Annotated in this window: 13 protein-coding genes; 4 read left to right on the top strand and 9 right to left on the bottom strand. The window is 41.6% G+C overall.

What is annotated here, in order from left to right; all coding sequences use genetic code 11:
* The first annotated feature begins 184 nt into the window (after window positions 1-184).
* Window positions 185-1,609, top strand: coding sequence for an aspartate ammonia-lyase (locus tag BTW00_RS11550; protein WP_075107523.1), 1,425 nt, complete (start codon window positions 185-187; stop codon window positions 1,607-1,609).
* A gap of 137 nt (window positions 1,610-1,746) precedes the next feature.
* On the opposite strand, the gene rluF is transcribed toward BTW00_RS11550, so the two are convergent.
* From rluF to BTW00_RS11575, 6 genes are all read right to left on the bottom strand, one after another.
* Window positions 1,747-2,733, bottom strand: coding sequence for a 23S rRNA pseudouridine(2604) synthase RluF (gene rluF / locus BTW00_RS11555; protein WP_075107524.1), 987 nt, complete (start codon window positions 2,731-2,733; stop codon window positions 1,747-1,749).
* 111 nt (window positions 2,734-2,844) lie between these two features.
* The gene (locus tag BTW00_RS11560; protein WP_075107525.1) at window positions 2,845-3,123 is read right to left on the bottom strand and encodes a peptidylprolyl isomerase; all 279 of its coding nucleotides are present in this window, start codon (window positions 3,121-3,123) and stop codon (window positions 2,845-2,847) included.
* A gap of 177 nt (window positions 3,124-3,300) precedes the next feature.
* Window positions 3,301-4,155, bottom strand: a complete 855-nt coding sequence (locus BTW00_RS11565) for a patatin family protein (RefSeq protein ID WP_075107526.1) — start codon at window positions 4,153-4,155, stop codon at window positions 3,301-3,303.
* A gap of 246 nt (window positions 4,156-4,401) precedes the next feature.
* A complete protein-coding gene (locus BTW00_RS13855) occupies window positions 4,402-4,755 on the bottom strand; it encodes a DDE-type integrase/transposase/recombinase (RefSeq protein ID WP_083603642.1) in 354 nt (117 codons plus the stop codon).
* Window positions 4,683-5,027 (bottom strand): IS3 family transposase, encoded by a 345-nt coding sequence (locus tag BTW00_RS14310; protein ID WP_143506605.1) that lies wholly within the window; start codon window positions 5,025-5,027, stop codon window positions 4,683-4,685. Before BTW00_RS14310 ends, BTW00_RS13855 begins: the two co-directional genes overlap by 73 nt.
* The gene (locus tag BTW00_RS11575) at window positions 5,027-5,338 is read right to left on the bottom strand and encodes a transposase (protein ID WP_075107527.1); all 312 of its coding nucleotides are present in this window, start codon (window positions 5,336-5,338) and stop codon (window positions 5,027-5,029) included. Before BTW00_RS11575 ends, BTW00_RS14310 begins: the two co-directional genes overlap by 1 nt.
* A gap of 380 nt (window positions 5,339-5,718) precedes the next feature.
* Here BTW00_RS11575 and BTW00_RS11580 point away from each other — a divergent pair, with 380 nt between their 5' ends.
* Complete coding sequence (locus BTW00_RS11580; RefSeq protein ID WP_025645663.1) at window positions 5,719-6,882, top strand: zinc-dependent alcohol dehydrogenase; 1,164 nt, start codon at window positions 5,719-5,721, stop codon at window positions 6,880-6,882.
* Window positions 6,883-7,095: 213 nt separating this feature from the next.
* On the opposite strand, the gene BTW00_RS11585 is transcribed toward BTW00_RS11580, so the two are convergent.
* Window positions 7,096-7,296 (bottom strand): hypothetical protein, encoded by a 201-nt coding sequence (locus tag BTW00_RS11585; protein WP_256714066.1) that lies wholly within the window; start codon window positions 7,294-7,296, stop codon window positions 7,096-7,098.
* Window positions 7,297-7,428: 132 nt separating this feature from the next.
* Between BTW00_RS11585 and BTW00_RS11590 the strand changes: the two genes are divergently transcribed.
* Entirely contained in the window at window positions 7,429-8,025 is a 597-nt protein-coding gene (locus BTW00_RS11590; RefSeq protein WP_075107529.1) for a recombinase family protein, read from the top strand.
* A gap of 164 nt (window positions 8,026-8,189) precedes the next feature.
* Window positions 8,190-9,773 (top strand): Fic family protein, encoded by a 1,584-nt coding sequence (locus BTW00_RS11595; RefSeq protein WP_075107530.1) that lies wholly within the window; start codon window positions 8,190-8,192, stop codon window positions 9,771-9,773.
* Between the two features lie 299 nt (window positions 9,774-10,072).
* On the opposite strand, the gene BTW00_RS11600 is transcribed toward BTW00_RS11595, so the two are convergent.
* Both BTW00_RS11600 and BTW00_RS11605 read right to left on the bottom strand, forming a co-directional pair.
* Window positions 10,073-10,357 carry a putative quinol monooxygenase gene (locus BTW00_RS11600; RefSeq protein WP_075107531.1) on the bottom strand — a complete coding sequence of 95 codons (285 nt, stop codon included), beginning with the start codon at window positions 10,355-10,357 and terminating at the stop codon, window positions 10,073-10,075.
* A gap of 192 nt (window positions 10,358-10,549) precedes the next feature.
* On the bottom strand, window positions 10,550-11,548 hold the full coding sequence (locus tag BTW00_RS11605; protein ID WP_075107532.1) for a zinc-binding alcohol dehydrogenase family protein: 999 nt from the start codon (window positions 11,546-11,548) through the stop codon (window positions 10,550-10,552).
* Window positions 11,549-11,708: the final 160 nt, after the last annotated feature.

An 11,708-nucleotide genomic window follows, 5' to 3' on the forward strand; every position in this document is an offset into this window, starting at 1 on the left:
TGTCATATTTTTTATTAAGCAGCAAAATTTTTGGGGCTGAGAGCGAAATATTTGCGTTTTTCTTGTGCTAAATTCTCGGTTACGATGGCGCTAATCTTTAGTAGCACTAAGACAATGCACCTAAATAATTAAGTATTGTACCTCTACTGCTTCAACCTTCCATACTTTAAGAAGCCATAAAAATATGACACATACAGATAACCTTATCGATAATAAAGCCCATACTCGTATTGAAAAAGACTTACTCGGTGAGCAAGCCGTTCCTGCAACCGCACTATACGGAATCCAAACCCAACGCGCCGCGCAAAATTTTGACATTACCGGCGTGTCAATCAGCCATTTTCCTGATTTAATCAAAGCACTGGCAATGGTGAAAGCCGCCGCTGCAAAAGCCAATTATCAGCACGGTCTACTCAGTGAAGAGAAGCTCAGCGCCATCACTGATGCGTGTACCGATCTGATACAAGGCGAGCATCATGAGCAGTTTATTGTTGATCTCATCCAAGGCGGAGCGGGCACGTCAACCAACATGAATGCCAATGAAGTGATTGCCAATATTGGCTTAAAAAAGATGGGGTTTGAGTATGGTCAGTATAGTCATCTCCATCCCAACAATGACGTTAATCGCTCTCAGTCGACCAATGATGTCTATCCGAGCGCGGCACGTTTGGCGATGGTATTTGCGGCAAAACCACTGCAAGAAGCCATTATCAAGCTACAAAACAGCTTAGCTATCAAAGGCAAAGAATTTAGCAGCATTCTAAAAATGGGTCGTACTCAATTGCAAGACGCAGTACCGATGACGTTGGGGCAAGAGTTTAACGCCTTCGCCAGTGATCTAGGCAGTGAAACGGCGCGAATCGAAGATGCTTGTTTACAGTTATGTGAGTTGAACTTGGGCGGTACGGCGATTGGTACGGGCATCAATGCGCCCAAAGGTTATGCTCGCTTAGCGATTAGTGAGCTTGCGACGATCAGTGGTCTGCCAGTGACGCTCTCTGAAGATTTGATCGCCGCTAGTGCCGATATGGGCGCGTTTATTACGTTTTCGAGTGCGCTCAAACGCCTAGCTATTAAGCTGTCTAAATTGAGCAACGATTTACGTCTACTGTCGAGTGGACCGCGTACGGGCTTGGGCGAGATTAATTTGCCAGCGATGCAACCTGGCTCGTCTATTATGCCGGGTAAAGTCAACCCTGTGATTCCTGAGGCCATGACCCAAGCTGCGTTTCAGGTGATGGGTACAGATATGACGATTACCATGGCGGCAGAAGCAGGGCAACTGCAGCTCAATGCAATGGAGCCGCTGATTGTTTATAACCTACTAAACAATGCGCGCCTGTTACAGAAGTCGATTCGTATGCTCGATGAGCGCTGTATTCAAGGCATAACCGCCAATAAAGCTCGCTGTGCGCAGCATGTCGAAAACAGTATCGGTATCGTGACAGCACTGGTACCACATATCGGTTATGAAAACGCCAGCCGTATCGCAGGAGATGCACTGCTGAGTGGGTCAGGCGTGGCGGAGCTGGTCAAACAAGAAAAGCTGCTCAGTGATGAGGAACTTGCAGCGATTTTATCACCTGATACGATGGTCAGTAGTATATAGATTTGTGCACATAAACTGGATTGAACAAAGCAAAAAAGAGCGATATCTATCAACGGATATCGCCCTTATTCTTTTAAAGTGTCTTATCTTCATCGTTTTGATCACTATGACAGCGATGTGATGAAATTAGACAATTACTATCGCTTAGACCCTCGACCTTTTGAGGGACGTCTGTCGTTTGTAGTAGGTTTACCATTGCCTGCAGCATTCTTGCCACGACTGGACGGACGCCCATCTCTACCTTTAGAACCTGCTGGCTTTCTGGCATCATCCTTGGCGTACTTATTGCGCCCCTTTGCAGTACCTGCTGATTTTGCAGAGGGTTTTGACTTTGAGTGAGCGTCAGTACGCGGTTTTTTTCGTGGTGCATTGCGCGATTTTTTGCCCGAATGATTGTCTTGCGACGAGGATTTTTCTACCGCCTTTAGCAGGGTCGATAGCTCTGTTGGTGTCAGGTCTCGCCAGTCGCCGACAGGAAGCCCCTTAAGGCTTACATTCATAATCCGCGTACGCTCAAGCTTGACGACCTCATAGCCAAAATGCTCACACATACGGCGGATTTGACGGTTCAAACCTTGAATGAGCGTGATGTTAAAGACGTTGGGTGCCACCTTAGTCACGGGACATTTTTTTGTCATCTTGCCCAGCATTGGCACGCCACTCGCCATACCTTCAATAAAGCTATCCGTGATCGGCTTATTCACCGTCACCAGATACTCTTTTTCGTGGTTATTGCCAGCACGCAATACTTTATTAACCAGATCGCCATTGTTGGTCAAAAAGATCAATCCTTGAGAGTCTTTGTCCAAACGGCCAATCGGGAAAATACGTACCGAGTGTCTCACAAAATCGACAATGTTGTTTTTCTCAGAGCTTTCCGTGGTGCTGACAATGCCGACTGGCTTATTCAAGGCAATAAAAATAAAATCATCAGGCTCGCGTGGCTCAATCAGCTGTCCGTTGACTTTTACTACGTCTCCAGCAGCCACTTGATCACCCACCGATGCACGCTTGCCATTGATGTATACATTACCTTGTTCAACAAAGCGGTCAGCATCGCGTCTGGAACAAATCCCACTTTCGCTGATGTATTTATTGAGACGAGTCGAGGAATTGTTATACATAAAGCACCGTTTTACCTGATAAAAAGCTTTTTTGCTAAGAAAAAAGCCTAAATTGAATGGTTCAGTCGTCTTGTCATTAAAGCAGCGACTTGCGTTTTTACAGTTTAACGCTTACGTTCTGTAAAGCACTTTGACCACATGCCAGCCAAATTTGGTTTTTACCAAATGAGGGGTAAAAAGCTCACCGTTGAAGCAGATTTTATCAAAAGGTCCTACCATTTGGCCTTTTTTGAACTCACCTAAATGACCGCCTTTTTTGCCTGATGGACAGGTTGAGTATCGTTTGGCCAGCACATCAAATGCTGCGCCTTTTTTGAGCTTGGCAATAATATCTTCTGCCAACTCTTTTTGTTTAACTAAAATGTGCAATGCGCTAGCGGTACGAGCCATCGTATAAACCTTTCATAGAGTATCAATTATCGGGTCATTATATCATTACCTATCTTATTTTAGCTTAGTTACTAACCTTTGTGGTTCAAAGGTTATCTAAGGCAAGATTTAAGCCAATTTCTTATATTCGAGGCCCGTGTTTTCTCTTTAATATCTCTTCTTTACAAGATAAAGAGGTTAAAGCTGATGCCAATCCTCAATCGCCTTGTGTCCAATTTCTAGTCCCACATCATAGCTATAGCGGATTTTGGCTTTATTTTTGGATAATCGACTCGCCATGTTTTTTAAGTCGGGTGGACAAATCTCTAAAATTTTCTGTGATGATGGCGTCTGTAAAAATTGTACCGAGTCATTATAGCGTTGGGTTCGCGTCAACAAGCTTTGGGCAAAACCATGTCGTTGCTTAGTATAATATTTAGCCAATAGCTGATCAGCTTTACTGCTTGCTTTAGCGTAGTTTTGCGGGCGAGTACGTATGACCATGAGCTTATCAATACTCTCTTGCCCAGCCGTCCACTGTACGGGCAAAGCATCTGCCACACCACCATCAAAATAAGGCTCACCAAATATCTCGACCGCTTGGCGGGTCAGCACTGGGATAGAGCTTGATGCCCTTAATCCATCCAAAATATTGTCTTTAGCCGCTTTGATGTAGGTTGCCTGTCCTGAAATAGCATGTGTTAACACCATGTAAAATTCAGCATGATTGGCAAATAACTGTGCCTGATCCAGTGGGTATTCTTGCTCCACCATATCCCACATCCACTTTAGATCCAGTAAGTCACCGCCCCTAAGGAAACGGCCATAATGAATAAATTCAGATCGAAGGGAATGATCCAAGTAAATATGTAGGGTGCGGCCTTGTTGTGCGGCCAAATAGTTAGCAACGTTAGTTGAACCTGAAGAGACGCCCACACACAGATCAAAAGGATTGAATTGTTGTTGTAAAAAGGCGTCTAAGACACCACTGCTAAATGCGCCACGCATGCCGCCGCCTTCAACCACCAGTGCTTGTCGATGTTGTTTAACCATTGAAAACCTCGAATGACGCTCGCAAAGTATACCTACAAGTACACAAAACGAGGGGGTAAAAAATGTTTATAAATATAGTCGATACTAGGGAACTATATTTTTAAGCCGTTCTAAACCTATTTCTTGGATATAGACTGTAGTGGTCAACTAATTTTAGACACCTGATAAGAGGTTTTGATTAAAGTAGCGTCTCTCTGTCTCTAATGGTGTTAAAGAGTTGTTGAAGCTGTGCGGTCTCACAGTTTGCTAATAACCCCAGATGTAATCACAGATATCTTGTTTAGCCTCGGTGATATTCTCGTAACCGCCTTTGGGCATCCACTCTGTCTTAAAGCTTCTAAAGAAGCGTTCAGTTGGGGCGTTATCCCAACAATTTTCTTTTCGGCTCATACTTTGAACCATGCCATGACAACTTGCGACTGACTCAGCGAACTGCTTGCTGGTGTAATGCGTGCCTTGATCAGAGTGAAACAGCACTCCATTAGGCTTGGGTCTCGTCTGATACGCCATCTGTAGCGCTTTGGCGATCAAAGTGCTATTGGGAGAGTCTGAGACACTAAAGCCCACCACGCGCCGTGCAAACAGGTCTTGAGCTGACAGCTCATTAGTCCCATGCCCTTCATAAGCTTAGACGCTAAATAACGCGTCAGCGTTATTTCGTGCTTATTGGCTAAAATGGCAACCACAGTGCGAGCACCAGCCGACTGCTTTGAGTCATTGAATATCTGACGTATTAAGGTTTTTAACCTAATGCGTTCTATATCAATCGGCTTAGTCTGTATGCCATAGTAGTAACTGCTTCTGACTACACCAAATAAGTCACATAGCTTGCGTGTGCTCAGTTGTCTGTCTTGCTCTGCTAGTGTTTTAATTAGCTATAGACGTTCAGGCTGTCCGATGCCAGCAGAGCGGAAGCCTTTTTTAATATGTCTTTCTCCATCTTAAGCTGTCTGACTTCTCTCTCAAGCTTTTGAATGTGATGCTGATCACCGGTTAGTGCTAGGCCTTCGGTTGGGGCAATACCTTGTTTCTCTTTTTTATACTTGTGTACCCAGTTGTCTAAGGTGGAAGTACCAATGCCTAGCGACTGGGCAACCTCAGCAGCTTTGCGTTTGTGCTCAACGACTAAGCTAATGGCTTCTAACTTGAATTCTCGGGTGTATTTTTGGCGTTTGGTAGTCATACTAATTATCCTCTTTGGGGTAGTATAACCTCTTAAACATGGGCCAATTTAATTATGCTACTACAAGATCTTGGCGGTCATAAAAGTTGCCCCAACGCTTATAATTATTATCCGTTCTCGACTCAGGGTTATAAGGAATGGCGATGTAGGTTTGAATTTTATTAGTATCCTAAATTAGTTGACCACTACAACTTTTCACTTACAACACGCAACCTTTTTAACACACGTTAATTATAAATCTCGATTTTCAAGGTGCTAATATAATTGAGTAATACTTAACTTAGATAACATAAACCACTGATTCTAATAACTTTCATCTTGTATTATCACAGATTATTGGTTTATCGAGATTTTGCAATCTTTACTTAATTGGAGAAATTATGCGTGCTTTAACTTACCACGGTGCTAAAGATGTGCGAGTGGACAATGTCCCAGAGCCTAAACTGCAAGAAAAAGATGATGTTATTTTACGTGTGACTGCAACTGCAATTTGTGGCTCAGATTTACACTTATATCGTGGCAAAATGCCTGCAACCGAGGAAGGCGATATCTTCGGTCATGAGTTTATGGGTGTGGTTGAAGAAGTAGGCTCTGAAGTCACAGCTGTTAAAAAAGGCGACAGAGTTGTTATTCCTTTTGTTATTGCATGTGGTAACTGCTTTTTCTGTCAGCATGACCTAATGTCCGCTTGTGAGACTACAAATACAGGCCCAGGCGCTGCTATTAATAAAAAAATAATTCCGCCACCGGCTGCTTTATTTGGTTTTAGCCATTTATATGGTGGGATTCCTGGTGGACAAGCAGAATTTGTACGGGTTCCTAAAGGTAATTTTAATCCGTTCAAAGTAAATGGCTCACTGTCAGATGAGAAGGTTTTATTTTTATCAGATATTTTACCAACTGCTTGGCAGGCCGTGACTAATGCCAATATTACTAAAGGTTCAACCGTAGCTATTTATGGTGCGGGTCCTGTGGGGTTGTTATCAGCAGCTTGTGCCAAAATGTTAGGCGCTGAGCAGATCTTCGTGGTAGATCATAATGACTACCGTTTGCAGTATGCCAAAGATACGTACGGGGCTATTCCGGTTAATTTCGATAAAGTAGATGCTGCTGAATTCATCATTGAACAGACCAAAGGACATCGCGGCGTTGACGGCGTTATTGATGCGATTGGCTTTGAAGCCAAAGGCAGTATGCTAGAAACAATAATGACCAATTTGAAAATTGAAGGGTCAAGTGGTGCAGCTTTACGTCAATGTATTGCAGCTGTGCGTCGTGGCGGGGTCGTTAGTGTTCCTGGTGTGTATGCAGGACCCATTCATGGTTTCTTATTTGGTGACGCTTTTGATAAAGGGCTTACTTTCAAAATGGGCCAAACCCATGTACACAAGTATTTACCACAATTATTAGAGTATATTGAAAATGGTGATTTATCACCTGAAGCTATTATTACTCACCGTATGAATTTGTCTGACGCTGCTAAAGGTTATGAAATTTTCGAAAAGCGTGAAGAAGAATGTCGTAAAGTCATTTTAACTCCTTAATTTTTCAAATTTACCCTTAACTTTTAACATTTAAAGGTTAGGTCATAGCTGCTTTAACGAGGTTGTCTTAAATAATGATTATCGCTAAAGCAGCTAGTAAAAAAATCTTTGACTTGCTTTTCTCTGCACACGGCAAAAAAATCATCCCCCAACCGATTTTCATGGGTTTAGGGATTAAAAAAACTAACTAACTGTCTTAGATGGTCTTAAAGCTTAGACGTATAAAGCACAATAAACTTTCTTATATTTATCAGGATCATCTTTATTAGCTACAAACCCTTTGCTAACCAACTTTACCGAGTTAAATGTTTCACCTTCATCATTAGTTATCATAACAATCAAGTTTTGATCCCCAAAACTTTGGAGTTCTTTAATCAGCTCTTTAATTGTCTTAGTTCTATCTTCCCATTGCACTATACCCAAAACATAAAACCTCTAAACGATAATTTAGCTATCATTTGACTTATATTAGTAATTAAACGATAGTAATATCTTGCTATTATCAATGAACATTAATTATTGAGTCTAAGTAATAGAGGTAGCGTTATGACCGTTCGTATTTATGTGAGAGCAAGCACTAAGGATCAAGACGCTAAGAGAGCCTTGTCTGACTTGATTAACTTTAGCCAAAGCTATGATAATAACCATGTGGAGTACATTGAACATTTCAGTGGTACGAAACTTGATAGACCCGCACTTACTCTATTACTCAGTGACGCTGAAGAAGGCGATATTCTGCTGGTTGAAAGCGTGGATAGATTAAGCAGGCTATCTCAAGATGATTTTTCGATTCTAAAGCAGCGTATTAAAGATAAGGGCTTACGATTGGTGGTGGCTGATCTACCAACCACACATACGATGAGTGACGGTATGACAGGTGAGATCCTAAAAGTGATTAACGATATGCTGATCGATTTATTAGCGACCATGGCAAAGCTTGATAATGACAAGCGTAGAGAGCGCATTAAACAAGGATTGGCCAACAGTGGCTATAAACCCACTGGTAAGAAAGCCAATATCGCAAAACACAATCGTATTAGAGCATTGGCCAGTCAAAACAATATGACAAAAGAAGAGATCGCTAAGGCGGTTGGTGTTGGCGTAGCTACCGTTTATCGTGTCTTAAAGCAGGTCAATAGCTGAGGTATTTTAAATATCGACTCAACGTGACCTTTGGTCTTGATTTAAAGGCATCGCAACGTCATAAGAAAATCGTTTTAATGCAATAAGGCTTTATAATAATCATTATATTGCATTCATAACTGTTTTTACGCAAAATGGCTTATCTATAATCGCTTGAGCCACTCATGATGAATACCCCTATCTCAGATCCTATTGGCGCAGCATGGCTTGTCCGTTATGCCAGCATCGAGCTGGTTTCCCCTTTATATGTCAGCAGTAGTATCGGTGGGCGCAGACAAACCTATAAAGACGGTGACGTCATCCATAACGCTTATCAGGAAACGGCGCGTCCACTGGATACTATCATTGCTCACTTACAGTTTCACATGCGTCATGAAGTATTGAGTTTAGAGTTACTGGTTCGTCTGTTTGAGCAGATAGGGGCAAATGACGTACAAGCATGGGTAAACGCTGAGCCGACAGGCAGCTATGCCCGTAGAATGGCTTTCTTATATGAATGGCTTATGGATGAGCGTTTAGAGGTACCGAGTAATATAGGCGGTAACTATGTGGATGCTTTGGATACCAAGAAATTGGTTACTTCAAGTCCTTCGCAGGTTATCAAGAACGCCCGCTGGCGTATCAATGACAACCTAGCAGGAACCCGTCATTTCTGTCCGATGCTGGTGAAAACAGAGGCCTTTACGCAAGCAGCTGCACTCGATATTGCCATGATGGTTGACAAACTTAACGATGAATTTGGGCAAGACTTACTGATGCGCGCCTCCGTATGGATGACACTACGAGAGAGTAAAGCCAGTTTTACTATAGAAGGTGAGGGAAAAGAGTTAAAACGTATTGAACGTTTTGCCGATGTGATGGCACGGCGTACCGGTACCGGTGACATTCCGCTTGATCCTGAATCACTAGCAGAGCTGCAACAAGAGATACTCGGCAGTAAAACGGTTATCCAGCAGTATGGTGTCCGTCAATCACCAGTTTTTGTGTCGCATACTCAGGTGAATGGCTTTAAAGAAATTGTGCATTATATCGCGCCACCGGCTGATGACATTGCTAACAAGCTAGCAGGGTTACAGGTATTTATGGAAAAGACTGAGGGACAGTCAGCACTGATGCGTAGTGCTGTTGTCTCCTTTGCCTTTGTGTATATTCATCCATTAGCGGATGGCAATGGCCGCGTACATCGCTTTTTGATTAATGATGTCCTCAGACGAGACCAAATCATTCATGAGCCGATTATCCTACCTATATCACAAGCCATTGCCGAGCATCCCTCAGACCGTCATGCCTATGATAAAATCTTAGACCGTGTCTCTGTGCCGCTTATGAAGCAAATCCGTGATCATTACAGCTTTGATAAAAAGGCAGTTACCTACCCTGATGGTATTCGCTCAAACTTAACTGTCGAAAACACTCACCTCATTCAACCTGCATGGCGCTTTATGGATCTAACGCCTCACGTTCAGTACTTATCAGGACTCATTGCTCACGTTATTGAAAAAGAGATGCATAACGAGTCACAGTACCTAAGAAAGCATGACTATGCACGATTGGCGATAAAAGAGATTATTGAGATGCCCAACAGCTATGCCGATAGAATCATTCGCAGCATGCTACAAAATAAGGGTGTTAAAAGTAATAAGCTACTGAAGGACTATCCGTTTTTGGCAAATGATGAGGTTTGGGACGATATTTTCTCTGTCGTTGTAGAAACCTTTAAAGATGAAGCAAATGGTTTGAATAGTTAGAACAAATCCTGCTATACGCGGGAAAGTCTGCCTTAGCAATTAAGCTTGAGCTGGTGTTAATATCATCGTTTCGATAATGATTCGTTTATAAAAGATTCGGCTAAAATACTGTAACTTGAAACGTAATCAATATTTTTCTTACTTAAACAGAATATATTAGAGGAACTCTAATAACAGACTGAACCGCCCCGGTATTGTCGGAGACTCAAAAAATAGGAGCTTATAGCTCCCATTTTTTGTTAGCTTTCTAAGTCCCTATGTTAATTTGAAGAATACTTCATCATAATTTCCGAATACAGCTATATTTTTTTGATTTCTACAATATCACTTGATTCAATGAGCGATTGGATATTACCAAATAAACTTTGAATATAATCAGTGGCCATATGGATATCTAAATCCTCCCTGCTACGCCATTCTTCTAAGAAGAAATATCTACTCGAGTCATTTTCGCTAATATAAAGCTCATATTTCAAGCATCCTTCTTCTTGAAGCGTAGGTTCTATTACACTTTTTAAAAGCGCTTCTAACGTCTCTTTTTGATCTGATTTTGCCTTAAAGTTCGCAATTATTGAAATAGTCATTATTTCACCTTGAATTTGTTTTAGGGCTTGTCCCTATTCTAAAAATGGTGATAAAAATGAGATAAATCGCAGGCAAACAAGGAAAATAGCGCAGGTAATATCAAGATATTGGTCAGCTATTTGACACCGTTTGCCAAAGATTTAGCCATTTTTAGCCCATTTAGTCATAAACGCTTGAATTAGGGACACGCCCTAGAAGTTTTCTAGTACAATTTTGCCTTTTGACTTGCCTGATTCAAGTAACTTATGTGCTTTTTCCAAGTTTGCAGCGTTAATTTTGCCTAGATTTTGGTTCAGGGTACTTCTAATTTTTTGCTGGTCAACTAATTGGGCAACCTGTTGCAATAGATCACCTTGCTTTTCAATATCATCGGTTTCATACATTGAACGGGTGAACATCAATTCCCAATGGATAGAAATAGATTTAGTCTTAAACGGCATAATATCAAATGTTTGTGGATCATCGATCAGTCCAAGCTTGGCTTGTGGTGCAATCAGAGAAACTATTTGCTTGATATACGTTTCTGTATGATTTGTAGAGAATACATACTTTGGTTTTGCAATGCCTAGTGCTTCGATTTGTTCGTTTAAATCTTTACTATGATCAATAACATGGTCGGCACCCAGTGATTCCACCCAAGATTTCGTTTCTTCACGTGAAGCTGTTGCTATAACGGTCAGATTTGTTTTTGCTTTTAGGAGTTGGATAGCAATTGATCCTACACCGCCTGCACCACCAATAATTAAAATACTGCCAACTTCTGTTTCTGAAATTTGAAACCGATCAAACAGCATTTCCCATGCCGTTATTGCAGTTAATGGCAATGCTGCTGCTTCTGCATTAGATACTGTAATTGGTTTAAGGCTGATAATTCGTTCATCGACTGCTTGATACTCAGCATTACTACCATCTCGGGTTAAATCGCCAGCATACCAAACAGAATCTCCTACTTTAAACGAAGTAACTTTTGAGCCAACTTCAATAATTTCCCCAACGGCATCCCAACCTAAAATACGATTATTTGCTTCAGACGAATTTTTTCTCACTTTGGTATCAACTGGATTCACAGAGATTGCCTGAACTTTTACCAGTACATCACGCTCCTTAAGCGTAGGTTTCGCTTTTTCAATATCTACCAATGAATTTTTAAAATCATCATGGTTATTTATAACATACGATACGGCTTTCATAGATTTGTCCTCAACTTTAAAAAAATATAGGGCGTGTTGAACATTCGACCATGGCACTGACAGCGACTATTTTTTAGGCGATTCGATGTTAAAAATAATAAGTTTAGTCATTCTAAGCGCTTATTTTTAACGATGAAGCGGCAAAAAAGAGTCCTGTCCC

The organism is Psychrobacter sp. C 20.9 (assembly GCF_001921765.1).
In the GTDB taxonomy this organism is placed as follows: Bacteria; Pseudomonadota; Gammaproteobacteria; order Pseudomonadales; family Moraxellaceae; genus Psychrobacter; species Psychrobacter piscatorii_B.

Coding starts and splice junctions, on each gene's coding strand:
- BTW00_RS11565 (WP_075107526.1), bottom strand. CDS start 4,155: ATGGTTAAACAACATCGACAAGCACTGGTGGTTGAAGGCGGCGGCATG.
- BTW00_RS11580 (WP_025645663.1), top strand. CDS start 5,719: ATGCGTGCTTTAACTTACCACGGTGCTAAAGATGTGCGAGTGGACAAT.
- BTW00_RS11595 (WP_075107530.1), top strand. CDS start 8,190: ATGATGAATACCCCTATCTCAGATCCTATTGGCGCAGCATGGCTTGTC.
- BTW00_RS11605 (WP_075107532.1), bottom strand. CDS start 11,548: ATGAAAGCCGTATCGTATGTTATAAATAACCATGATGATTTTAAAAAT.
- BTW00_RS11560 (WP_075107525.1), bottom strand. CDS start 3,123: ATGGCTCGTACCGCTAGCGCATTGCACATTTTAGTTAAACAAAAAGAG.
- BTW00_RS11590 (WP_075107529.1), top strand. CDS start 7,429: ATGACCGTTCGTATTTATGTGAGAGCAAGCACTAAGGATCAAGACGCT.
- rluF (WP_075107524.1), bottom strand. CDS start 2,733: ATGTATAACAATTCCTCGACTCGTCTCAATAAATACATCAGCGAAAGT.
- BTW00_RS11600 (WP_075107531.1), bottom strand. CDS start 10,357: ATGACTATTTCAATAATTGCGAACTTTAAGGCAAAATCAGATCAAAAA.
- BTW00_RS11575 (WP_075107527.1), bottom strand. CDS start 5,338: ATGACTACCAAACGCCAAAAATACACCCGAGAATTCAAGTTAGAAGCC.
- BTW00_RS11550 (WP_075107523.1), top strand. CDS start 185: ATGACACATACAGATAACCTTATCGATAATAAAGCCCATACTCGTATT.